The 22,189-nt window shown below is 68.2% G+C and carries 21 protein-coding genes; 11 read left to right on the top strand and 10 right to left on the bottom strand.

Annotated elements, in window-relative coordinates; translation table 11 throughout:
* The 5 genes from AUL32_RS07110 to AUL32_RS07090 all read right to left on the bottom strand — a co-directional run.
* Positions 1-368 (bottom strand): copper homeostasis protein CutC (locus tag AUL32_RS07110; protein WP_280137567.1); only part of this gene is annotated, 368 nt, incomplete at its 3' end.
* A complete protein-coding gene (locus tag AUL32_RS07105) occupies positions 365-1,387 on the bottom strand; it encodes an SIS domain-containing protein (protein WP_061977074.1) in 1,023 nt (340 codons plus the stop codon). The genes AUL32_RS07110 and AUL32_RS07105, both read right to left, overlap by 4 nt.
* Before the next feature lie 10 nt (positions 1,388-1,397).
* Positions 1,398-2,222, bottom strand: coding sequence for a carbohydrate ABC transporter permease (locus tag AUL32_RS07100; RefSeq protein WP_061977076.1), 825 nt, complete (start codon positions 2,220-2,222; stop codon positions 1,398-1,400).
* Position 2,223: 1 nt separating this feature from the next.
* Positions 2,224-3,096, bottom strand: a complete 873-nt coding sequence (locus AUL32_RS07095) for a carbohydrate ABC transporter permease (RefSeq protein WP_062113109.1) — start codon at positions 3,094-3,096, stop codon at positions 2,224-2,226.
* 178 nt (positions 3,097-3,274) lie between these two features.
* Positions 3,275-4,522 carry an ABC transporter substrate-binding protein gene (locus AUL32_RS07090; RefSeq protein WP_062113107.1) on the bottom strand — a complete coding sequence of 416 codons (1,248 nt, stop codon included), beginning with the start codon at positions 4,520-4,522 and terminating at the stop codon, positions 3,275-3,277.
* A gap of 189 nt (positions 4,523-4,711) precedes the next feature.
* Here AUL32_RS07090 and AUL32_RS07085 point away from each other — a divergent pair, with 189 nt between their 5' ends.
* From AUL32_RS07085 to AUL32_RS07055, 7 genes are all read left to right on the top strand, one after another.
* A complete protein-coding gene (locus AUL32_RS07085) occupies positions 4,712-5,476 on the top strand; it encodes an SDR family oxidoreductase (protein ID WP_062113104.1) in 765 nt (254 codons plus the stop codon).
* A gap of 8 nt (positions 5,477-5,484) precedes the next feature.
* Entirely contained in the window at positions 5,485-6,555 is a 1,071-nt protein-coding gene (locus AUL32_RS07080) for an ABC transporter ATP-binding protein (RefSeq protein ID WP_062113101.1), read from the top strand.
* Entirely contained in the window at positions 6,552-7,466 is a 915-nt protein-coding gene (locus tag AUL32_RS07075) for a MurR/RpiR family transcriptional regulator (RefSeq protein WP_082659365.1), read from the top strand. The genes AUL32_RS07080 and AUL32_RS07075 overlap by 4 nt, the downstream gene beginning before the upstream one ends.
* Before the next feature lie 13 nt (positions 7,467-7,479).
* A complete protein-coding gene (locus tag AUL32_RS07070) occupies positions 7,480-8,538 on the top strand; it encodes a D-TA family PLP-dependent enzyme (protein WP_062113098.1) in 1,059 nt (352 codons plus the stop codon).
* A gap of 15 nt (positions 8,539-8,553) precedes the next feature.
* A complete protein-coding gene (locus tag AUL32_RS07065; protein WP_062113097.1) occupies positions 8,554-9,051 on the top strand; it encodes a hypothetical protein in 498 nt (165 codons plus the stop codon).
* A 361-nt stretch (positions 9,052-9,412) separates the two neighbouring features.
* Positions 9,413-10,156, top strand: coding sequence for a cytochrome c oxidase assembly protein (locus tag AUL32_RS07060; RefSeq protein ID WP_062113089.1), 744 nt, complete (start codon positions 9,413-9,415; stop codon positions 10,154-10,156).
* On the top strand, positions 10,153-10,659 hold the full coding sequence (locus AUL32_RS07055) for a CopD family protein (RefSeq protein WP_061977091.1): 507 nt from the start codon (positions 10,153-10,155) through the stop codon (positions 10,657-10,659). Before AUL32_RS07060 ends, AUL32_RS07055 begins: the two co-directional genes overlap by 4 nt.
* On the opposite strand, the gene AUL32_RS07050 is transcribed toward AUL32_RS07055, so the two are convergent.
* Positions 10,637-11,149: a DUF2231 domain-containing protein gene (locus AUL32_RS07050; RefSeq protein ID WP_061977093.1), complete on the bottom strand. Its 513-nt coding sequence runs from the start codon at positions 11,147-11,149 to the stop codon at positions 10,637-10,639. The genes AUL32_RS07055 and AUL32_RS07050 overlap by 23 nt on opposite strands.
* Between AUL32_RS07050 and coxB the strand changes: the two genes are divergently transcribed.
* Genes coxB through AUL32_RS07035 form a run of 3 tightly spaced genes read left to right on the top strand, consistent with a single transcriptional unit; the run spans position 11,141 to position 14,765 of the window.
* Positions 11,141-11,887: a cytochrome c oxidase subunit II gene (gene coxB / locus AUL32_RS07045; RefSeq protein ID WP_244497699.1), complete on the top strand. Its 747-nt coding sequence runs from the start codon at positions 11,141-11,143 to the stop codon at positions 11,885-11,887. The two genes, AUL32_RS07050 and coxB, sit on opposite strands and share 9 nt — an antisense overlap.
* Positions 11,884-14,418, top strand: a complete 2,535-nt coding sequence (gene ctaD, locus AUL32_RS07040) for a cytochrome c oxidase subunit I (RefSeq protein WP_062113086.1) — start codon at positions 11,884-11,886, stop codon at positions 14,416-14,418. Before coxB ends, ctaD begins: the two co-directional genes overlap by 4 nt.
* The gene (locus tag AUL32_RS07035; RefSeq protein WP_062113083.1) at positions 14,415-14,765 is read left to right on the top strand and encodes a hypothetical protein; all 351 of its coding nucleotides are present in this window, start codon (positions 14,415-14,417) and stop codon (positions 14,763-14,765) included. The genes ctaD and AUL32_RS07035 overlap by 4 nt, the downstream gene beginning before the upstream one ends.
* Before the next feature lie 59 nt (positions 14,766-14,824).
* Here the strand turns inward: AUL32_RS07035 and tal are convergent, their stop codons facing one another.
* Positions 14,825-15,805 carry a transaldolase gene (gene tal / locus AUL32_RS07030; RefSeq protein ID WP_062113121.1) on the bottom strand — a complete coding sequence of 327 codons (981 nt, stop codon included), beginning with the start codon at positions 15,803-15,805 and terminating at the stop codon, positions 14,825-14,827.
* A gap of 383 nt (positions 15,806-16,188) precedes the next feature.
* Here tal and AUL32_RS07025 point away from each other — a divergent pair, with 383 nt between their 5' ends.
* Positions 16,189-18,114, top strand: a complete 1,926-nt coding sequence (locus tag AUL32_RS07025; protein ID WP_061977102.1) for a M23 family metallopeptidase — start codon at positions 16,189-16,191, stop codon at positions 18,112-18,114.
* Between the two features lie 86 nt (positions 18,115-18,200).
* Here the strand turns inward: AUL32_RS07025 and mgrA are convergent, their stop codons facing one another.
* The 3 genes from mgrA to AUL32_RS07010 form a co-directional block, all read right to left on the bottom strand.
* Entirely contained in the window at positions 18,201-19,238 is a 1,038-nt protein-coding gene (gene mgrA, locus AUL32_RS07020; protein WP_062113080.1) for an L-glyceraldehyde 3-phosphate reductase, read from the bottom strand.
* Positions 19,239-19,339: 101 nt separating this feature from the next.
* Positions 19,340-20,476, bottom strand: a complete 1,137-nt coding sequence (locus AUL32_RS07015; RefSeq protein WP_062113077.1) for an extensin-like domain-containing protein — start codon at positions 20,474-20,476, stop codon at positions 19,340-19,342.
* 266 nt (positions 20,477-20,742) lie between these two features.
* The gene (locus AUL32_RS07010; protein ID WP_082659361.1) at positions 20,743-22,128 is read right to left on the bottom strand and encodes a L,D-transpeptidase family protein; all 1,386 of its coding nucleotides are present in this window, start codon (positions 22,126-22,128) and stop codon (positions 20,743-20,745) included.
* Between the last annotated feature and the right edge of the window lie 61 nt (positions 22,129-22,189).

The following is a 22,189-nucleotide window of genomic DNA, read 5'->3' as shown; positions in this document are numbered from 1 at the left end:
GTGCCGAGCCCCGCCGAGGCCGCAGCCAGCCGTTCCAAAAGCGCCAGATCGAGCCGCCCGCCCGCCCGCCCCGCGCCAAGCACGACGCCGGCGAGACCCACTGCCCGCGCCGCCTCGATGTCGCGCAGCATGCAATCGGCCTCCCTTTCGGAAAACACGAAGTCGCCCCCGCGCGGTCGGATCATCGCATAGACCGGCAAGGGCGCCCCAGCCGCCAGACGCATGAAGCCCTCGGAGGGCGTCAGTCCGCCCAGCGCCAGGGCGGAGCAAAGCTCGATCCGGTCGGCCCCGCCACGGATCGCCGCTTCGAGCCCGGCGGGATCGTCGACGCAGACTTCCAGAAGCCGCGAGGCGCCTGCCCCGCTCACAGCGTTTCCGTCACCTTGCTGAGCTTGGCCGGCCGGTCCGGGTCGTGCCCGCGTCGGCGCGCCAGCGCTTCCGCCATGGCATAGAAGGCAGCGATCATCGGGATCGGGTCGGTCACGCCATGTCCTGTGGCCACCGAGGGCAGGTCGCGCCCTTCGCCCACGGTGAAGACCGCTCCGCCGAACCCGCGCAGGCGCTCCAGCGCCTCCAGGCTCGACGCTTCGGCCGCGTCGCGCGGCACGAAGGCGAGCACCGGCACGTCCGGCCCGATCAGCTGCATCGGCCCATGCGCGACCTCGGCGGCGGAAAAGGCCTCGGCATGGAGCCCCGCCGTTTCCTTGCACTTCAGCGCCGCTTCCAGCGCGATGGCGAAGGCCGGCCCGCGCCCGACGGTAAAAAGCGAATGCGCCGTCACGAGGCGCTCCAGCGCCGGCGTCCAGTCCGCGCGCACACTGCGGGCGATCGCGGCCGGCAGGTCCCGCACCGCGCGCTCCAGCGCTTCGTCGCCGCTCCAGACGGCGGTGATCGCCGCTGCCGCCGCGACGGAGGCGATGAAGCTCTTGGTCGCCGCGACGCTGCGCTCCTCGCCGGCATGAAGCGGGATGACGATGTCGGCGCCCTCGGCCAGCGGCGAGTCCGTCTGATTAAGAAGCGCGACGGCGAGCGCCCCGCCGCGCTTGGCGTTGGCCTGCAAGGCGAGGATGTCCGGGCTCTTGCCCGATTGCGAAATGGAGAGGACCACGCCGCCCGGCAGGCGCAGCTGCGCGCCGTAGACCGAAGCGATGGACGGCCCGACCGAGGCGACCGGCAGGCCGCAGGACATTTCCACGGCATATTTCAGGAAGCTCGCCGCATGGTCGGACGAGCCGCGCGCGCAGGTGACGACGGCGGCCGGCGGCATCATGCGCAGGCGCAGGCCGAGCTCGGTGATGGCCTGCCCCTCGCGCTCCAGAAGCCGCGCGACCACCTCGGCCGCCTCCTCCGTCTCCCGCCGCATGAAGGTCACGAGTGTCTCGCTCATGCGCTAGTCCTCACTTTACCGCGCCGACCGACAGGCCGCGCACGAGATAACGCTGCAGCCAGGCGAAGGCGATGGCGACCGGGATCGTGGCGACGAAGGTCGCCGCCATGACATGGTGCCATTCCACGGTGTAGCGCCCCGCCACCAGCGAAAAGATCTGGATCGGCAGCGTGTAGCTCGACTGCGAGCGCAGCATGGTCAGCGCGATGACGAACTCGTTCCAGGCGTTGATGAAGGCGAAGATCGCCGTCACCACGATGGCCGGCACGGCCAGCGGCAGGAAGACCGAGACCAGCGTGCGCCAGCGGCTGGCGCCTTCCATCCAGGCCGCCTCCTCCAGATCGCGCGGGATGGTGGCGAAATAGCTCTGCAGCATCCACACCGTGAAGGCGATGTTGAAGGCGCCGTAGACCAGCGACACGGCGCTGACATTGTCGATCAGCCCGGCCCAGGCGATGAGCCGAAACAGGCCGATCACCAGGACGATGGGCGAGAGCATCTGCGTGATGATCAGAAACACCCGGAACGCCCCCTGCCCCCGGAAGCGGAACCGCCCCAGCGCATAGGCCGCCGGGATCGAGACGAGCAGCGCCGCCAGTGTCGAGACCACCGAGACGATCAGCGAATTGAGAAGCGCCGGGCCGAAATTCGTCGCGCCCCACATGGTCACGAAATTCTCGAAGGCGAGCCGCGAGGGCCACCAGGTCGGGTTCAAGACCTCGTTCTGGGGTTTGAGCGCCGTGATTCCCATCACCGCGAAGGGAAACAGGCCCGCCACCACGAAGGGCAGGAGGATCAGCCAGCAGACCAGGCTGCGCTTCAGCTTGCCGTCCATCTCAGGCCTCCCGCCGCATCGACAGGCGGACATAGACGAGCGTGAACACGAGGAGGATCGCGAACATCACCAGCGACACGGCCGAGGCCTCGCCGAGCTTACCCAGCCGAAAGCCCATCTTGTAGAGATAGGTCACGAGAATGTCGGTCGAATTGGCCGGGCCGCCCTGCGTCGTCGCCCAGATGATCGGGAAGGAGTTGAACACGTAGATCGTGTTCAGGATCATCGCGATGTTGAGGAAGGGTTTCAGGAGCGGCAGCGTGATGGTGCGAAACATCGTCCAGCGCCCCGCCCCTTCCAGCGACGCCGCCTCGTAGAGATCGTCCGGGATCGCCGAAAGGCCGCCGAGCAGGATCGTCACCGTGAAGGGCACTGTCACGATCACCGCGATGAAGATCTGCATGGGAAAGGCGGTGGACGCCTCCGCCAGCCATTGGATGTTCGTGCCGATGATCCCCATGCCCATCAGGGCCGAGTTCAGCATCCCGCTTTCGCCCGACAGCGCCCAGCGCCAGACGATCGCCGTCATGGTCAGCGACACCGCCCAGGGCAGCATCACCAGCACCCGCGCCAGCCCGCGCCCGTGAAAATCCTCGTTCAGCACCAGCGACACCGGGATCGCCGTCAAAAGCGCCCCGCCCACCACGCACACCGTCCAGACCAGCGTCCGCCACAGGCTCGCGATGAAGTTCGGGTCGTTCCACAGCGCCTCGAAATTCGCCAGCCCGACGAAATCGCGCAGTTGCCCGAAGCGGTTCACGCTGTGGCTCGCGATCTCGGAAAGTTCCACGATCGGCCAGACCACGATCGCCAAGGCTAGGCACAGGCTCGGCGCGATCATCAGATAGGGCAGTATCGGCCGCTCGGCGGTCATGCGCGCTCCTTGGGGCTGTGGGCGTGGGGTTTGCGGGGCTGCCGCCCCGATCCCCGCCCGGGGAGGGCCAGCGGCCCTTCCCGGGTTGGGACACATGCCAAGAGAAGGAGGGGTCCAGGGGAAATCATTTCCCCTGGCAGGGGGTGCGGGGGACGGCGTCCCCCGCGAACGCCTCTGCCTACTGCTTCAGGATCGCGTCCGCCTTTTCGGCGGCGGCCTTGAGGGCCGGCTCGACCTCTTCCTTGCCGAGATAGATGCTCTGAAGGGCGTTGGAGGTGAGGTCGGCGATTTCCTCCCAGCCGGGGATGACGGGCGCGAAGCGCGCGTCGGGCAGGAGGCTGGTGAAGACCTTGAGGTCGGCGCTGTCGGTGAAGTGCTTATCCTGCGCTTCTTCCTTTTCAACCGGCAGGAAGCCTTCGTTGACGGTGAAGGCGACGCGCTGCGGGGTCTGGAACAGGAAGTCGAGGAATTTGAACGCCTCCTCCTTGTTCTTGGAATTCTGGAACATGATGATCGAGTCGGTCACGCCGTAGGTGCCCTTGTCGCCCTTCGGGCCGGCGGGAATGCCGGTGACGCCGTATTGGAGCTTCGGCGCCTCGTCGCGAATCTGGTTGGACAGGAAGGGCGCGGTGATGACCATGCCGAGCTTGCCCTGCTTGAAGAGGTTCTGCGTGTCCTCGCGCGAATAGGAGGTGACGCCGGGCTGGGTCGCCTTCTCGTCGATCAGGCGCTTGTAGAGCTTGGCCGCTTCGGCAGCACCGGCCGAGGAGAGGCCGGACTTGCCGTCCTCGACGATCTCGGCCCCGTGCGACCACATGGCATAGTAGTAGTAGACGTCGGTCTCGATTTCCTTGCCCTGCAGACCGAAGCCGTAGACCCCGTCGCCCAGCGCGGAGATCTTCTTGGCGGCGTCTTCCAGCTCGGCCCAGGTCTTGGGCGGGTTGGCGACACCGGCCTTCTGGAAGAGATCCTTGTTGTAGTACATGGCGCGGGCCGAGGCGGCGATCGGCAGACCGTAGGTCTTGTCGTCCATGACGGACGGCGTGAGGAAGGTCGAGATGAACCGGTCCTTGAAGGCCTGGTCCATGTAGCCGTCGAGCGGCTCGGCGATGCCCTGGCTCACGAAGTCGAGCAGCCAACGCGTGCCGATGATGGAAAGGTCGGCATTGGTGCCGGCCGAGATGTCGGTGGTCAGCTTCTGCTGAAGGCTGTCCCAGGGCACGACTTCGATCTGAATGTCGGTGCCGGGATTGGCGGTCTCGAAGTCCTTGGCCACCTTCTCGAAATAGGGGCCGGTCTTGGCGGAATACTCCGCCACCGTGACGCGCACGGTGCCGGCCTCGGCCGCGGCGGACAGCGCCAGAAGGGCGACGCCGGAGAGAGCGACGCGAACGGTGCGTTGGGCCCAGTGAGATGCGATGCGCATGCGATCCGATCCTCCTTCGCGGCGCGGGCCGATCGTTCGGCTCCCTTGCCAATGACGAACGGTCTGATCTTTTCGAATGTAAATCTTTTTCGCAAGCGCAATTTATGGGCAGGATGACAGGTTTTTTCCGTTGCTTTTTTTCATTTTGACGAACAGCATCGGTCCGACCCTCATCCGCTTCGAGACGCCATGTCGGATTCCTCCTCTCCTCTTGTGGTCATCACCGGCGCCTGCGGCGGCATCGGCGCCGCGCTGGTCGAGCGGTTCGGCCGGAGCGGCGCGCGGCTGGTGTTGTGCGATCTCGACCCGGCCGCGCTGGAGCGCGTGACCCATCCCGCCGTCGCGCTGCGCCTCGGCTTCGACCTTGCCGACCCCGCCGCCTGCCGCGCGGCGACGGCGCGCATCGAGCGGGACGTCGGCGTGCCCGACATCTTCGTCTCCAACGCCGGCTGGACGCGGGCCGAAACGCTGGCGACCACCGACGACGAGGCCTGGCGGCACGAGCTGGCTGTGAACCTCACCGGCACGCGCGATCTGGCGACGCCGCTGCTCGGCGCCATGCGGGCTCGGGGTTCGGGCGCCTTCGTCTTCGTTTCCTCGGTCAACGCGCTCGGTCATTACGGCAACCCCGCCTATTCCGCCGCCAAGGCCGGCCTCCTCGCCTATATGCGGGCCATCGCGGTGGAGGCGGGGCCGGACGGGGTGCGGGCCAACGCGGTCTGCCCCGGCTCGGTGCGCACGCCCGCCTGGGACCACCGCTTTGCCGAGAAGCCCGACCTTCTCGGCCGCATCGCGCCGCTCTATCCGCTTCGCCGCATGGTGACGCCGCAGGAGGTGGCCGAGGCCGTGTTCTTCCTCGCCTCGCCCCTCAGCTCCGGCATCACCGGCGTCGCGCTGCCGGTGGATGCGGGGCTCGGCGCCGGCAATCCGACCTTCGTCGAGGCTATTTCCTAGGAGCCCCCATGGCCGAACTCAGCCTTCACGCCCTGAAGAAACGCTACGGGCCGCTCGACATCCTGCATGGGCTCGATCTCGAGGTGCGCGACGGCGAGTTCATCGTGCTGGTCGGCCCGTCCGGCTGCGGCAAGTCCACGCTTCTGCGCATGATCGCCGGGCTCGACACGGTGACTTCGGGCGAGCTGCGCATCGCGGGAAAGCGCGCCAACGACGTGGCGCCGCAGAAGCGCAACATCGCGATGGTGTTCCAGTCCTACGCGCTGTTTCCGCATATGAGCGTGCGCGACAACATCCTTTACGGGCCGAAGGTGCGCGGCGACGACGCCGGCGTAACAGAGGCGCGGCTGAAGAAGGCCGCCGAAATCCTCAATCTCGGTCCCTATCTCGACCGCAAGCCTGCGCAGCTTTCGGGCGGCCAGCGCCAGCGCGTCGCCATGGGTCGTGCGATCATGCGCGAGCCCGACCTGTTCCTGTTCGACGAGCCCCTGTCCAATCTCGACGCGCAGCTGCGCATGCAGATGCGCACCGAGATCAAGGCGCTGCACCAGACGCTGGGTTCCACCATCGTCTATGTCACGCACGACCAGATCGAGGCCATGACCATGGCCGACCGGATCGTGGTGATGAATGCCGGGCGGATCGAGCAGGTCGGCGCGCCGCTGGAACTCTACGACCGGCCGGCCAACACCTTCGTCGCGGGCTTTCTCGGCTCGCCGCCGATGAACCTCCTGCCGGCGCAGCGCGGCGCCGACGGGCGGCTCGCCATGCCGGCCGGCATCACCCTGCCGCTGGCGCCGGAGACGGGCGGCGCGGAGTTCCTGGTCGGCATCCGGCCCGAGCGCTTCCGCCGCGCCAACGATGGCGCCGGCCTGCCGCTGCGCGTCGGCGTGGTGGAGCCGACGGGCGCGGAAACCCATGTCTTCGGCACGATTGGCGAGACGGCGGTGCGCGTCGTCCTGTCCGAGCGCGTGGCGGCCAAACCGGGCGAGACGCTGCCGCTGGAGGTTTCGCCGGACGACTGCCACCTGTTCGAGGCGGCCAGTGGTCGGCGCGTCGAAAGGGCGCTCGCCGCGTGAGGCCGGGCGGGCCACGCCCCGCCGGGGCCGCGCCCGGCTTCGACGTCATCGCCCGTCTGCGCCGTCTGGCGGAGAGCGGCACCAAGATGGAGAAGCGCCTTGCGGCCTTCGTGCTCGACAACGCGCGCCTCGCCTCCACCGGCACGATCGCCGAGATCGCCGAGCGCTGCGGCACGTCGGAGCCGACCGTCACGCGCTTTGCCCGCGCGCTCGGCTGCGCCGGCACGGCGGATTTCAAGTTTCGGCTGGCGCAGGCGCTGGCGCGCGGCGAGGCCTATCTCGGCGCCGCCACCACCGGCGAGCCGGGCGGCGAGCGCACGCAGGCGCTGGACACGATCTATGATGGCGCGGTCAGCGCCCTCGCCCGCCTTCGCGGCGGACTCGACGCGGCGGTGGTGGAGCGCATGGCGCTGCGCCTTGCCAACAGCCGCCGCATCCTCGCCTTCGGCTCGGGCGGCACGTCCTCGATGATGGCGCGCGAGCTGGAAAACCGCCTGTTTCGCTTAGGCCTCGACATCCGCGCCGAGACGGACGGGCAGATGCAGCGCATGCTGGCGAGCGTCGCCGGCCCCGGCACGGTGGTTCTGGCCCTTTCCGTGTCCGGCCAGGGGCGCAGCGTCGTGGAAGCGGCCGCGATCGCGCGCGGCTACGGCGCCGAAACGCTGGCGATCACCGCGCCCGGTTCGCCGCTGGCGGCGAGCGCCGACGCGGCGCTGCATCTTCCCGCCTGCGAGGACGGCAATCTCTACAAGCCGAGTTCGGGCCGCTATGCCTTTCTGGCGCTGGTCGACATCCTGGCGCTCGCGACAGCCGAGGCGATCGGCCCGCGCCTGTTCGAAGGGCTGCGCCGCATCCGCCAGAATCTCAACACCCATGCCGCGCCCGACCCGGCCCTGCCGATCGGCGACTGAGAAAGCCCTTCCCATGACCCTCGACGACATCGACACGCCCGCCGTCCTGATCGACCTCGCCAAGGCTGAGGCGAACCTGAAGCGCGCGCAGGACTATGCCGATCAAAACGGCCTGACGCTGCGCCCGCATATTAAGACGCACAAGCTGGTGCGCTTTGCCCGGCGGCAGGTGGAACTGGGAGCGGCCGGCATCACCTGCCAGAAGATCGGCGAAGCCGAAGTCATGGCCGATGGCGGCCTTACCGACATTCTCCTGCCCTACAACATTCTCGGCGCCTCGAAGCTGGAGCGGCTGAAGGCGCTGGCCCGGCGCGTCACGCTGAAGGTGACGGCCGACAGCGCCGAGACCGTGGAAGGCTATTCCGCCGCCTTCGCCGGCGAGGCCGAGCCGTTGACGGTTTTGGTGGAATGCGACACGGGCGGCGGGCGCTGCGGTGTGCAGAGCGCGGCGGAGGCCGTGGCTCTGGCCAAGACGATCAGTGCTGCAAAGGGCCTTCGCTTCGGCGGGCTGATGACCTATCCCGCCAAGGGCGGCACGGAGGCGAGCAATCGCTGGCTAGCCGAGGCGCGGCGCCTTCTAGAGGCGGCGGGGCTTTCGCCCACAGTCGTGACGACGGGCGGCACGCCCGATCTCTGGCGCGCGGCCGAGGTGAGCGCGGCCAACGAATATCGCCCAGGCACCTATATCTATCTCGACCGGTTCCAGGTGGCGGAGGGTGTCGGCACGGTGGACGAGTGCGCGCTAACCGTGCTCGCCACCGTCGTCTCGCGCCCGACCGAGACCCGCGCCATTCTTGACACCGGCTCCAAGGCGTTGACTTCCGACCTTCTCGGCATGGAAGGCTTTGGTCTGGTTCTCGAATATCCCGATGCCAAGCTCGTTTCGCTTTCCGAAGAGCACGGGACGCTGGACCTCACCAACAGCGCGGCCAAGCCCAAGGTGGGCGAGCGCGTGCGCATCCTGCCCAACCATTGCTGCCCCGTCACCAATCTCTTCGACGAGGTCGTGCTCGTTCATCCCGGCGGCGAGGTCGAGATCGCCCCGGTCGACGCGCGCGGCCGCCTTCGCTGACAAGGACCCCACCCCATGCTCCCGACCGAGAACCCCTTTCCGCCCGGCGATGCCGACCGCCATTTCCTCTGGCAGATGCTGGTGGAACGGGACATCGACGCCTTTCTCGCCGCCGACTGGGGAATGGTGGACGGCGACTTCGCGCATGATCGCTTCTTCGGCCTGCACGCGCATAAGTCGGAGATCCCCGATTCCTGGCGCCTCGCCTTTCCGACGCTGGAATCCTATCGCGACGAATGGCTGCGGCAGGCGGAAGCCGCCAAGCTGACGCGCTATGCCGAGCCGGTGCGCGAGGCGCTGTTTCGCGCCACGAACCTGCGCGACATCGACATTTCGGGCGACCGGGCCGTGGCGCACAAGAAGTTCGACGGCACGGTGGCGCTGGAGGGCGGCGGCGTGGAGGTGCTCAGCTGGCAGACGCTCTATTTCGCCAGCCGGATCGACGGACGCTGGAAGCTGACCGGCTTCGTCGGCTACATGCCCTTCCCGCTCGGCCGCGCCCGCACGGCGTGAGGAAACGGGGCGGCTTTTGGGCCGCCCCCGATCGCATTGAGGATCGCCCTTTCACCGGCCGGGCCATCCCACGAAAGCTATCTGTCGCCCCGTAAAGTGAGGGGTCGCTTGCGTCATCTCGCACCGGGTCCTCCCTTGTGCGCCCCCACGGGTCTGCCGGGGTGAAGGCGAGAGGTTCCCCGCAGGGTCCGCCGAATGGGCGCCGCGATGGGATCACGGCTTCGCGAGGCGCCGTCCAATCCGCGAAAACGCCCGTCTGCCCCGGCGCTTAGCCGTTGCCGATCGCCTCGCGCGCCATACCCTTTCCCGGCAGGTCCGGCCCCGGCCGGCGCGAGGCGATCCTGCGACGTGAAGGCCGGACATGACGCACAGTTCCATCCCCTATTGCGGCGCAGCCCCCGTTCCCGCCGATCTTCTTCTCGCCTGGAATCTCGACCCGGTCTTGCTGGCGCTCCTGTGTCTCGGGCTGGCGCTCGGCTGGCGGCATCTTGGTCGCGCGGAGATTCCAGTCCGGGCGCGGCGCTTCCACGCGCTCGCCTTCGCCGCCCTGTTCTTCGCCTTCGTCTCGCCGCTCTGCGCGCTGTCCTCGGCACTGTTCTCGGCGCGCGTCGCCCATCATCTCCTGTTGATCGCCCTCGCCGCGCCGCTTCTGGCGCTGGCTTGGCCGGGGCGGCGCGCTTCGCTGCCGGGCCTCTGCGCGCTGGCGCTTCTCCATGTGGTTCTGGTCTGGGTCTGGCATGCGCCCGCGCCTTATGCGGCAGCGCTGTCCAGCGACGCGCTCTACTGGCTCATGGAGCTGACGCTGCTCGGCTCCGGCGTGCTTCTCTGGCGCGCGCTGCTTTCGCCCAGCGCGCCGCTCGCCCGCGTTCTTTTCGTCCATCTCGGCATCGTGGCGCAGATGGGCCTTCTCGGGGCGCTCATCACCTTCGCCCCCGCTCCGCTCTACGCCCCGCATGTCCTGACGACCGAGGCTTTCGGACTTTCGGCGCTGGAGGACCAGCAGCTTGCCGGGCTCCTCATGTGGGTGCCGGCAAACCTGCCCTATCTCCTGGCCGCCCTGCTGGCGCTCGGGCTCCATCTTCGCACCGAGGAGCGCGCGGCTTGATTCTCGTCTGGATGAAGAGCCTCCACATCGCCGCCCTGGTGGTCTGGTGCGGTGGGCTGCTGCTCATGCCCATTCTCATGAACCAGCGCGAGGCGGCGGGCGCCGGGCCGCCGCTGCACCGGCTCCATGCCTTCACGCGCTTCGCCTATATCGTCGTCGTCTCGCCGGCCGCCTTTCTCGCCATCGGCTCGGGCACGGCGCTGATCCTGATGCGCGAGGTCTTCACCGTCTGGTTCGCGGTGAAGCTGCTCTTCGTCGGCGTGCTCACGGCGCTCCATGTCTGGACCGGGCTGGTGATCCTGTCGCTCTTCGAGGAGGGCCGGCATTTTCGAACCTGGCGCATGGTCTCGGGGCTCGGCGCGCTGTCGCTGACGCTGCTCGCCATTCTCTATCTGGTTCTGGCCAAGCCCGCGATCGATCTCGCCCTTCTGCCGGAGATGCTGCATCGGCCCGGCGCGTTGGGCGAGCTCGGGCACCACGTCATTCGTCGTCTGACACCATGATGCCGACGCCATGATGCAGGATCAGCTTGCCGCCATGCCAGCCCGCCAGACCCGTGAGCCCGCCGCCGAGAACCGAAAGGAACAGGCCGAGCGGCAGCACGGCCTCGGGCTGCGTCAGCCGCAGGCCCCAATTCATGCCGAGCACCGAGATCAGGGACATGGCGGCGATGGCATGCGTCCAGCTCGCCGCCCGCGCGCGAATGCCGGGCACGAAGATCAGCTCCATCGTGCCGACCACGCCGGCCGCGACGCCCGTCAGGAAGGCGAAGCCCGCCGCCCAGAGGCTGCATCGCACCCAGAACGGATCGGCCGACCACCAGTAGAACACGTCGCAGCCGAGCGTCGCGATGGCGAGCGCGATCGGGAAATGCACGGCCATGGCGTGGATGGGATGGCCGGCGACGGCGATGGCCGAGGAAATGTCCTTTTCCGCCACCTTGCTGATGACCGGGCTGACGCCGGCGCCGGAAGAGGAGTTCGCTTGGCTCATGTCGTGACCTCGGCCTCGGGATGGAAAGGGCGCGTCCTCGCGCCGGCTTTCGCTTCACTTGGGCTTTCCGGCTGCGCCGGCAAGCTGTCGATCCTCGACCCCGCCGGTCCCGCCGCCCAGTCCACCGCCCTTCTCTGGTGGGTCATGTTCGCCGGAGCCCTGGCCATCATGGCCCTGGTGCTGGGTCTCGTCGCCTTCGCCTTCCTCAAGCCCGGCTGGGGCCGCGACATCCCGCCCCGGCGCTGGCTGGTCTGGGGCGGGCTCGCCTTTCCCGGCGTCGTGCTGAGCGCGCTTCTCGTCTTCGCGCTGGCGACCGGCGAGCGGCTTCTCGCCCATCCCGGCCGGCCGGGCCTCGTGCGGGTGGAGGCGCTGCCGCATCAATGGGCCTGGGAGTTCCGCTATCCCGGCCAGACCGGCTCGACGTCGGGCGTGCTGCACCTGCCCGCCGGCCAGCCGGTGGATGTCGCGGTGATCGGAACCGACGTCATCCACGCCTTCTGGGTGCCGCGCCTTGCAGGCAAGATCGACGCCATTCCCGGCCACGTGAATGTGATCCGCCTCCAGGCCGACCGGCCCGGCACCTATGGCGGCGTCTGCGCGGAGTTCTGCGGCGTCGGCCATGCCGAAATGAGCTTTTCCGTCCTCGCCCATCCGCCGGAAAGCTACGGTGCCGCCTTAGCCGCCGCCCTTTCGCCGGCAACAACCGATCAGCCCAACCCTCAGGAGACCCAGCCTTGAGCGAGACCCGCGCCGCCTCGACGCCCCTCTCGCCCGTCGCCCTGCATCAGGGGCTGGACCGCATCTGGAGCACGCCGAAGGGCTGGGGCCGGCTGTCGGCGGTGAACCACACGGTGATCGGTCGGCGCTTCATCATCGCCGCCTTCATCTTCTTCGCCATCGGCGGCCTGCTCGCCATGCTGATCCGCGCTCAGTTGGCCACGCCGCACAGCGGCTTCGTCGGGCCGGCGCTCTACAACCAGATCTTCACCATGCACGGCACGGTGATGATGTTCCTGTTCGCCATCCCGATGTTCGAGGGCGTGGCGATGTATTTCCTGCCCAAGATGCTGGGCGCGCGCGACCTTGCCTTTCCCCGCCTCTCCGCGCTCGGCTTCTGGTGCTACGTCTTCGGCGGGTCGATCCTGATCGTAGCCCTCCTGACGGGCTACGCCCCCGATTCCGGCTGGTTCATGTACACGCCGCTGTCTTCGGGCAAGCATTCGCCGGGCATCAATGCCGATGTCTGGCTGCTCGGCATCACCTTCGTCGAGATTTCCGCCATGGGCGCGGCGATCGAACTAACCGTCTCGATCCTGAAGCTGCGCGCGCCGGGCATGACTCTCGCTCGCATGCCGCTCTTCGCCTGGTACATCCTGGTCACCGCCGGCATGATGCTGGTCGGCTTCCCCCCGCTCATCCTCGGCTCCATCCTCCTGGAGCTGGAGCGCGCCTTCGACCTGCCCTTCTTCGACCCCACACGCGGCGGCGATCCGCTTCTCTGGCAGCATCTCTTCTGGCTGTTCGGGCACCCGGAGGTCTACATCATCTTCCTGCCGGCGGCGGGCGTCATCTCGACCATCCTGCCGGTTCTCGTCGGCCGGCCGATCCTGGGCTATTCCTGGATCGTCGTGGCGGTGACGGCCATGGGCTTCCTGTCCTTCGGCCTCTGGGTCCACCACATGTTCACGGTGGGCATCCCGCATCTGGCGCAGGGGTTCTTCTCGGCCGCCAGCGTGCTCGTCGCCGTGCCGACCGGCATCCAGATCTTTCTCTGGATCGGAACGATGATGGCGGGCCGGCCGAAGCTCACCGTGCCGATGCTCTATCTCCTCGGCTTCTTCTTCGTCTTCGTCTGCGGGGGCCTCACCGGCGTCATGCTCGCCATCGTGCCCTTCGACTGGCAGGTCCACGACACGCAATTCGTCGTGGCGCACATGCACTACGTTCTGGTCGGCGGCTTCATCTTCCCCATGCTCGCAGCCGCGTATTACTGGTTGCCGCACTTCACCGGCCGCCAGCCGCTCTACAATGTCGGCACGCTGGCCTTCTGGCTGATCTTCATCGGCTTCAACGCCACCTTTCTGATCATGCACCTGACCGGGCTCTATGGAATGCCCCGGCGATACTACACCTATGAGGCCGGCTATGGTTGGGGGGCGCTGAACCTCGTTTCCTCGATCGGCGGCTTCGTGATGACCATGGGCTTCGCGCTTTTCGCGCTGGACATGCTGTTCCAGTTCCGCCTCGGCCGGATCGCGCCGCGCAACCCCTGGCGCGCGGGCACGCTGGAATGGGCCACCGCGACGCCCCCGCCCTCCTATGCCTTCGCCTCGCTGCCCGACGTCGCCTCGCGCGATCCACTGCACGAGCGGCCCGATCTCGGCCAGGAGCTGGCCGCGGGCAAGGGCTATCTCGCCGAGCCGCGCAACGGCTGGCAGGAGACGCTGGTCGTCTCGATGAATTCGGCGACGCCCCAGTCCATCGCCATCCTACCCCGCCCGACCTTCCTGCCGCTCGCCACGGCGGCGGCGATCGGGCTCTTCGTCCTGTCGCTCCTGTTCAAGCTCTATTGGGCAGCCGCCTTCCTACCGATCGCGGTGCTCGCCCTGTGCCTTGCCTGGACGCCGGCCTCCGGCGCGAGGGCCGATCTCGGCCCGGTGCCCGCCGGGCGCGGCCTCGGCCTTCCCGTGCATTTCGAGGTGGAGCGGCCGCTTTCCTGGTGGGCCATGGTGTTCCTGCTTCTGGCCAATGGCACGATCTTCGCCTCGCTCGTCTTCGGCACCCTGTTCCTCTGGCTGGTCGCGCCGAACTGGCCGCCGCCGGGCGGCCTCGAGATTTCGCAGGGACGCCTCCTCCTGATCGGCTCGCTGGTGGTGGTCGCCGCGCTTGCCGCCCGGCTGGCGCAGCGCCCGCTCGGGCAGACGGGTCGCCCTTCGCTCCCGCTGCTGGTCGGCACGCTCGCGGCCGAGGCTCTGGCCGCCGGGCTGACGCTCGCCACGCTGTTCGACGTGCCGACACCAACGGGCCACGCGACCTTCGCCACGGTCTGCGCGCTGCTGGCCTATCTCGCGCTGCATGCCGTGCTGGGCGTCGTATTCGCGGGCTTTGCCATCTGGCGGGTGATGGCGGGCTATGTCTCGGCCCGGCGCAGCGCCGATCTCGGCATCGGCTCGCTCTGGCACGACTACACGGCAGTGTCCGGCCTCCTGGCGCTCTTGCTCGTCGCCGCCCTGCCCTTTCTCCTGCCGCTGCGGGGGAGTGTGGGATGATCGCCGCCCGCTCGCTCTCGCTTCTCCTGCTGCTGGCCGGCTTCGTGATCTGGAGTTCGGCCTTCATCGCGCTCTATGCCGGGCTCTCGGTCGGCTGCGCTTTTGGCTGGGACCAGGCGGGTTTCGGCCCGGTCAGCCTGTTGCGCGCGCTTCTCGTCGGGATCTGGCTCCTGCATCTCCTGATGCTTGGCGCGCTCTGGCTCGCCTGCCGCCGCCGCGCCCGGCAAAGCGGCGAGGCCGAGCCCGACCGCTTCCTCGCCGCAGCCGCGCTGACCGCCAGCATCGCCGCCGTGGTGGTGACGCTCGTCAACTACGCGCCGATCCTCAACCTCACGATCTGCCTCTGAAACGAAAACGGCGGCCCGAGGGCCGCCGCTGGATGTCGCTCAAAAGGAGGAGGCCGCGATTACTGCGCGGCGACTGCCGCCGGGTTGCCTTCGAGGCGCTTGGCGACGAGGCCGCGCAGCTCGCGCAGGTCCTTGGCGAAGGAGCGGATGCCCTCGGCCAGCTTCTCGGTCGCCATCGCGTCCTCGTTCATCGCCCAGCGGAAGGCGCGATCATCCATCTTGATCGGATCGACCTTGGTGAACGTATCGGGCGAGAGCTTGCGCTCCAGCGTGCCCTGGTCGTTCGAGAGCTCCTTGAGCAGCGCCGGCGAGATGGTCAGCCGGTCGCAGCCCGCCAGGGCCTCGATCTCGCCCGCGTTGCGGAACGAGGCGCCCATGACGACGGTCTTGATGCCGTTGGACTTGTAGTAGTCGTAGATCGAGCGAACCGACAGGACGCCGGGATCTTCCTCGGGCGTGTAGGTCTTGCCGGTGGACTTGGCGTACCAGTCCATGATGCGGCCGACGAAGGGCGAGATCAGGAACACGCCGGCATCGGCGCAGGCGATGGCCTGGGCCTTGGAGAAGATCAGCGTCAGGTTGCAGTCGATCCCTTCCTTCTGGAGGATCTCGGCGGCCCGGATGCCTTCCCAGGTGGAGGCGAGCTTGATGAGGATCTTTTCGCGGTCGACGCCGCGTGCCTTGTAGTCCTCGATGATGTGGCGGGCGCGCTTGACCGAGCCTTCCACGTCGAAGGACAGATCGGCGTCGACTTCGGTCGACACGCGGCCGGGCACGAGTTCGGCGAGCGCCGCGCCGACCGAGACGGCCAGACGATCGGCCACCGCGTTGGCGACGTCCTTGCCGGAGCCGCCCTTCGACTGGCCCCAGCTCAGCGCCTCGGCGAAGGCGTCGTCGAACATGGGCGTGCCGAGCGCCTTGAGGACGATGGTCGGATTGGTCGTGCAGTCCACCGGGCGAAGCTCGCGGACCGCCTCGATGTCGCCGGTGTCCGCGACGACGGTGGTCATCTCACGAAGTTGGTCGAGCTTGGATGCCATGGGATGTTCCATTCGTCGAAGTTGGTGTGAGTCGATAATCGCCGCAGCTTCCCTGATGTGTCGTCCGCGACGCCAGGACGCAAGGCGCAAAGCACGCACGATGTTTTCGGCAAGCAGCGGCCGCGATCCCTAAGCTCTTATGTAGTGCGCTCCGGCCCCGGCCACAATCGCAACCCGCATGCGCGGGCGCATCTCGTGTGGACGGCGCGCGCGATCCTTGCTGAAAGGTTGACAGCGCCCGAGCCGATCCGCTCTATCTGCAAGCGTCAGGGGACCTGTGGCCCTGAAGTGACAGTGGGAGGCCGGCAAACCCGTCGCCTCGATCCTGTCGCGAATCCGCCAAACTCGGGTTCGAAGCCGGTCGCAGTTCAGACGGGACGTGAATGCACCACGAACGTTACGCCAAACCGGACTTCGGCAACCAACCCCCACTGGTCGCGGACCGCCGGCGCAAGCCCGATCGGCGCCAGGTCTCGGCGCGCTGGCTGGCGGGCACGCTGCTCACCGGCATCACCTCCACCGCGCTCATGGGGATCGCCCTGTCGGCGGCCCATGACGGGCGCCGCATCCTGGTGCGCCCGGCCGTGGTCGGCGTCGCGGCGGCGGCTGTCAGCGACCTGTCGGAAAAGGGCGAGCGCGTGTTTGCGACCCCGATCCCGATCGATCGCAACCGCTCCACGATCGAAGTGCCGACCCTGATGCGCGAGGGCGACCGCGAGGTGCTGCGCACCCTGCCCTTCGCCTATGCGTCCATGCTGCTCGGCGCGCGCCACCCGACCACGGCCTCCTATCCCGCCTTCGACGCGATGAACGTGTTCGCCGACGGCGACGAGCCGGACGAGACGCCGCCCGCGCAGACCGGCCAGATCTACGAGGCCAAGGTCGAGGCCGACGTGGACGTGTCGATGGAGTCCTTCGACTTCGGCGCGCCGGCCGACACGTTCGCCGACATCGGCACCAAGGAGGCCGAGCTTCTGGTGCGCGCCGCCGCGCCCAAGCAGGACGCCGCGCCCGTGCAGGTCGCCGCCATCCAGCCCTTCGACGCCACGCGCTTTGGCGGCGCGGGCTCGGATGCCGACGAATACATTCCCGGCTCCGCCTTCCGCGTCATCCGCGAGAACGTCTCGGTCTCGGCCTCGGAAGGCGCGGGCGAGCGCTCGGCGCGCTATTTCGAGGAGATCGTGCCCTTCCGCGAGGAACGCGGCATTCGCGAAGCGCTGCAGGATTCGGGCCATGCCGACGCCGACGCGGCCTCCGCCCGCCTCGCCTCCCTCCTGCGGCGCAAGGAGCTGGATGCCGGCGAGGTGCTGCGCCTGGGGTTGGAGCCGGACGGCCAGGGCTCACGCATCGTGCGCCTGTCGGCCTATCGCGGCACGTCGCATCTGGCGACGGTCGGCCTCGATGATCACGGCGAGTTCACCGAAGCGCCCGAGCCCGCGCTCAGCCGCTCCGTCGCGGAAGCCTTCGACGAGAACGCCACCGAAGCGCCGCTGCGCCAAAGCATGCCCACCGTCTATGACGGCATCTATCAGGCCGGGCTCGCCTATGGGCTCGACAACCGGCTTTGCCAGCGGCTGATCCGCATCCTGGCGGCGGATGTGGACTATCAGGCCCGGCTCGACCGGGAGGATCGCCTCACCGTTCTCTACTCGCTCGAAGAGGGCGAACAGACCGCCACCGACGAGTCGCAGATCCTTTACGTCGAGGCCAAGTTCGGCGGCGAGACCAAGCGCTATTACCGCTTCTTCACGCCCGACGACGGGCAGGCCGACTATTACGACGAGGAAGGGCGCTCCTCGAAGCAATTCCTCCTGCGCAATCCCGTGCCCAACGGGCGCTTCACCTCCCCCTTCGGCTCGCGCCGTCACCCGATTCTGGGCTATGCCCGCATGCATTGGGGCGTCGACTGGGCGGCGCCGCGCGGCACGCCGATCCTGGCCTCGGGCTCCGGCGTGGTGGAGCGTGCTGGCTGGTCCACCGGCAACGGCCAGCAGACGCTGATCAAGCACGCCAACGGCTACGAAACCTCCTATTCGCACCAGAGCCAGATCGCCAAGGGCGTGGTGGCCGGCGCCCGGGTCCGCCAGGGGCAGATCATCGGCTATGTCGGCTCCACCGGCCTTTCCACCGGCAACCATCTTCACTACGAAGTCAGCGTCAACGGCACGCGCGTCGATCCCATGCGCATTCGCCTGCCGAACGGACGTCAGCTTTCCGGCCCTCAGCTCGAAGCCTTCGCCAAGGAGCGCCAGCGCATCGAGAACATCCTGAAGGAAAGCTCCGAGGAAATGCACGTCGCCGGACGGTGACGGCTCGCGCCTTCATGCGATCCATGAAAAAAGGGCGGGGCCTCGCGGCGCCCGCCCTTTTCTTTGTTTTTGCACCGAGAGCCGGTCTATTCCTTCGGCTTGATCGCCGATTGCGAGCGCCAGAGGTCGATGCCGCCTTCGGTCGCGTGACCGTCGATCTCGGAGAGTTCCTCGCCCGAGAAGCTGGTGTTGGCGAGCGCGTCCAGCGAGGAGTCGAGCTGTTCGACCGTCCGCGCGCCGACCAGCGCCGACGTCACGCGCTCGTTGCGCAGAACCCAGGCAATGGCCATCTGCGCCAGCGACTGGCCGCGCCGCTCCGCAATGGCGTTCAGCGCCTGGATGCGGGCGATGTTGTCCGGCGTCACCAGCCCCGAGGAGAAGGAGCCTTCCTTGGCCGCGCGCGAATCCTTCGGCACGCCGCCGAGATATTTGTTGGACAGGAGCCCCTGCGCCAACGGCGAGAAGGCGATGCAGCCGACGCCGAGCTCCGTCAGCGTGTCGAGCAGCCCGTCCTCGGTCCAGCGGTTCAGCATGGAATAGGAGGGCTGATGGATCAGGAGCGGCGTGCCCATTTCCTTCAGGATCGCATGGGCGCGGCGCGTCAGCTCCGGCGAGTAGGACGAGACACCGACATAGAGCGCCTTGCCGGAGCGCACGATGTGGTCGAGCGCGCCCATCGTTTCTTCCAGCGGCGTCTTGGGGTCGGGCCGGTGGTGGTAGAAGATGTCGACATAGTCGAGCCCCATGCGCTTGAGGCTCTGGTCGAGGCTGGCGACGAGATATTTGCGCGAGCCGAAATTGCCATAGGGGCCTGGCCACATGTCCCAGCCGGCCTTGGACGAAATCAACAACTCGTCGCGATAGGGCCGGAAGTCCTGGTCCATCCAGCGGCCGAAATTCTCCTCGGCCGAGCCGTAGGGCGGGCCGTAATTGTTGGCGAGGTCGAAATGCGTCACGCCCCGGTCGAAGGCCCGGCGCAGGATGGCGCGGCCGGTCTCGTAGACGTCGGTTCCGCCGAAATTCTGCCAGAGGCCGAGCGAGATGGCAGGCAGGTCAATCCCCGATCGGCCGCAGCGCCGATAGCTCATCGCGCCGTAGCGCGCTTCGTCCGCGATATAGGTCATGGTCGCATCTCTCCCTTACGCGGCCGCTCCCGAAAATCGTGATCTGAGTCGGGGGCGGCGTCGGGGCGGACTATAAGGGAGGCGTGGCGTCTGACCAGAGATTACCGGCAATAGGTCGTGTCGTTGGACCGGGCCGCGATGTCGAGATGGAGATGCGTTCCGTGGTCGGAATCCGTGCCCGGGCCGAGCACGGTGCGGAACGGCCCGCAGGCCGCGCGGCGGACGCTGGCGGCGAAACGATCTTCCGCCGTGCCGGGCTTGCCGGCTTCCACCGGCACGGTCTTGCCATCGGAAAGCTCGAACCCCGCGATGTCGATCGCGCTGCCGCGCGAATGCTCGGAAATGCGCGACTCGCTCGCCCGCGCCCGGCAGACATAGGTCGAAGCCTGCGTCAGCGCCTTGACCTTGGCGCCGGCAAACTCGGCCTTGGCCGCCGGCTCGACGCCCTCCGACACCCAGATGTCCAGCGCCAGGGCCGTGCGGCAGAGGAACACCGTTCCGGGCGTGACCTTCACGCCGGAGGAGAGCTGCGTGACCGAGACGGGTCGCAGCACGCCGCACTGCCCTTCGGCGATCGTCTCGCCCACGGTAAACGTCGCGCCGCGCCGCTTCAGTTCCTTCTCGCAGGCCACGGCATCCTCCACGGCGGCCGCGGCCTCCACGGTCTGCGCCGGCGTCACCTCCATTTCGGGCACGGTCGGCGCGCCCGGCTCGGGCTCGGTGCGCGCCTTTTCCGGCGGCACATAGGCCGGCTGGGGCGCGGGCGGGACCGGCGGGCCCTGCGTCGCGCCGTTCGCCGCCCCATTCGCCGCGTTGGCGGGCGCGCTTGCCGGCTCGGACGGCGGCTGGTCCTTCGGCTGGTTGACCGGCCGCGCCTCCGGCTTGGGAGCGGCAGCCGCGTCCGGCAGCGGCGCGGGCATCGCTCCGGCGGGCGGTGCGGCGGAGGCGGCAGGGTCCGGCGTCGGGACGGGCACCGGCTCGCCCGCTTCCGCGGGCGTCGGCTCGGGGCGGGCCTGCGGAACGGGAATGTCGGCGGGCGGCAGGACCGATCCCGGCGCCGGCTCGCCCTGCTGCGTGCCCTCGGGCGGCGCGAAGGGTTTGGGCGCGCGGTCCTGTGCCGAGGCGCCGGAGCCGAGGCCGAGGCATAGGCATAGGACGAGCGCAAGCGCCGCCTCTCGCCGCCTTGCCACCGTGAAAACAGCCGGGCTCCGAAGAGCGTGGTTCGCGCGAAGCGTCATGACAATATCCCCCGGCGCTCCCAACGGGCCGGAGCGCCTTGAGGTTCCAGCCGAGGGAAGGTCGGCGGACGGTCGGCACCCCAAGCGTGACGAAAAAGCCCCGCCAGATTCTGACGGGGCTTTGCGCATCGAGATGTGTGGAAGGCCTTGGGCATTCGGCGGAAAGCTGCCGGGGAGGACACGTCGGTCGTTTGCCCGTTTGGCTCCTCGCAAAGAGCACCGGCATCCTTGGGGTCTAGCCCTACGCCCGTCTGCGGCACGCACTCTCAGTCGGTGAACTCGACCACCGTTCCCGGCTTCACCATCTTGGCCAGTTCCGTCGCGTCCCAGTTCGTCAGGCGGATGCAGCCATGGCTGTTGGTCTTGCCGATCTTGGAGGGCTCGGGCGTGCCGTGGATGCCGTAGGTGGGCTTCGACAAGGCGATCCAGATCGTGCCGACCGGGCCATTCGGGCCGGGCGGGATAGTCAGGATCTTGTCGTTGGTGCCCTGCTTGAAGTTGATCTTCGGATTGTAGGTGTAGTTCGGATCGAAGGCGATGCGCTTGACCTCCACGATGCCCGAGGGCGAGGGCGTCGAGGTCGAGCCGATCGAGGAAGGATAGGCGGCGACCAGCTGACCGTTCGCGTCATAGGCGCGAACCTGCTCGCGACCCTTGTCGGCGATGATCTTCACCACATCCCCGGTGACCGGCTCGCCCGTCGCCATGACCTTGATGATCGTGCCCGGCCGGTTGAAATCAGCGCCCGGGTTGATCTCGCGCAGGTAGTCCTCATCCATGTGGAAGCGCTCGCCGAGCATTTCGGTGACGCGGGTGTACGACATAGCCGGCAGCATGGCCTTGTGGCTGTAATCCTCTGGGATGGAAGCGAGATAAGGCCCGCTCACATCCTCGTTGGTGATCGTATAGGAGGTGACGGCCGGGCCGCCCGTCTCCATCAGCTGCTCCATGAGGGAGCGCGCGTCGGTGGCGTCGATCGTGCGGCCGGTCTTCTCGGTATAGGCGGCCACGGCCTTGTCGACATTGGAGCCGAGGCGCCCGTCGATCACGCCCGGCGAAATTCCGGCGCGGTCGAGCAGGACCTGCAGCGCGGCGATCTCGGCCTTGGCGTTCTTGCCCTTCGGTCCGATCACCTTGGGCGCGGGATGGCTCTCGACCATGGTCGAGCCCTCGTGCGGCGCGCCATAGCCGGGCGTGCCGTTGCCGAGCGTGCCGGCATCGGGCGGGATCGCCCCGGTCAGGCCCTGGTCCTGGCCGCCGTAGTTCTCGCCGCCCGGCGCGGGAAGCGGAGCGAACTCCACCGGCCCGTCGCTATAGCCGCCGCGCGCATAGGGATCGTTCAGGCTGGCGTCGTCGCGGCTGGCATAGGGATCGGCATAGGGGTCCGAGCCGCGCGGCACCTCGTAGGCGACGCCCGGCGGCGGGTTGTCGCGGCGCCGCTCGGGCCGCTGCGACCGGCGCGGGCGCTCCACGTCGATCACCCGGCCGTAGGAATCGACCGTAACGATGTTACCGTTCTCGTCCACGAAGCGTTCCGTGCCGGGACCATAGTCCTGGTAACCGGCATCGTAGGGCTGCGCCACGACGGGAAGCGGGGACGCGGACAAGCCGACCAGCGCCAGACAGGCCGCCGCCCAAAATCTTGCCTTCATGCTTATGCGTCCTTTCCCGATACCGGCGCATGCCCTGCAACGCGTCCGAGAGCAGATAAGG

It is taken from the genome of Aureimonas sp. AU40 (assembly GCF_001463785.1).
GTDB lineage: Bacteria > Pseudomonadota > Alphaproteobacteria > Rhizobiales > Rhizobiaceae > Aureimonas.
Note: the sequence above shows the minus strand (reverse complement) of the source record. Positions and strands in the feature narration are given on the sequence as shown.

What these genes read in the sequence shown, in the direction of transcription:
- AUL32_RS07105 (WP_061977074.1), bottom strand. Translation starts at nt 1,387, where the DNA reads ATGAGCGAGACACTCGTGACCTTCATGCGGCGGGAGACGGAGGAGGCG.
- AUL32_RS07050 (WP_061977093.1), bottom strand. Translation starts at nt 11,149, where the DNA reads ATGAGCCAAGCGAACTCCTCTTCCGGCGCCGGCGTCAGCCCGGTCATC.
- AUL32_RS07035 (WP_062113083.1), top strand. Translation starts at nt 14,415, where the DNA reads ATGATCGCCGCCCGCTCGCTCTCGCTTCTCCTGCTGCTGGCCGGCTTC.
- AUL32_RS07070 (WP_062113098.1), top strand. Translation starts at nt 7,480, where the DNA reads ATGACCCTCGACGACATCGACACGCCCGCCGTCCTGATCGACCTCGCC.
- AUL32_RS07025 (WP_061977102.1), top strand. Translation starts at nt 16,189, where the DNA reads ATGCACCACGAACGTTACGCCAAACCGGACTTCGGCAACCAACCCCCA.
- mgrA (WP_062113080.1), bottom strand. Translation starts at nt 19,238, where the DNA reads ATGACCTATATCGCGGACGAAGCGCGCTACGGCGCGATGAGCTATCGG.
- AUL32_RS07010 (WP_082659361.1), bottom strand. Translation starts at nt 22,128, where the DNA reads ATGAAGGCAAGATTTTGGGCGGCGGCCTGTCTGGCGCTGGTCGGCTTG.
- AUL32_RS07065 (WP_062113097.1), top strand. Translation starts at nt 8,554, where the DNA reads ATGCTCCCGACCGAGAACCCCTTTCCGCCCGGCGATGCCGACCGCCAT.
- tal (WP_062113121.1), bottom strand. Translation starts at nt 15,805, where the DNA reads ATGGCATCCAAGCTCGACCAACTTCGTGAGATGACCACCGTCGTCGCG.
- AUL32_RS07090 (WP_062113107.1), bottom strand. Translation starts at nt 4,522, where the DNA reads ATGCGCATCGCATCTCACTGGGCCCAACGCACCGTTCGCGTCGCTCTC.
- AUL32_RS07095 (WP_062113109.1), bottom strand. Translation starts at nt 3,096, where the DNA reads ATGACCGCCGAGCGGCCGATACTGCCCTATCTGATGATCGCGCCGAGC.
- AUL32_RS07080 (WP_062113101.1), top strand. Translation starts at nt 5,485, where the DNA reads ATGGCCGAACTCAGCCTTCACGCCCTGAAGAAACGCTACGGGCCGCTC.
- AUL32_RS07085 (WP_062113104.1), top strand. Translation starts at nt 4,712, where the DNA reads ATGTCGGATTCCTCCTCTCCTCTTGTGGTCATCACCGGCGCCTGCGGC.
- AUL32_RS07015 (WP_062113077.1), bottom strand. Translation starts at nt 20,476, where the DNA reads ATGACGCTTCGCGCGAACCACGCTCTTCGGAGCCCGGCTGTTTTCACG.
- AUL32_RS07060 (WP_062113089.1), top strand. Translation starts at nt 9,413, where the DNA reads ATGACGCACAGTTCCATCCCCTATTGCGGCGCAGCCCCCGTTCCCGCC.
- AUL32_RS07100 (WP_061977076.1), bottom strand. Translation starts at nt 2,222, where the DNA reads ATGGACGGCAAGCTGAAGCGCAGCCTGGTCTGCTGGCTGATCCTCCTG.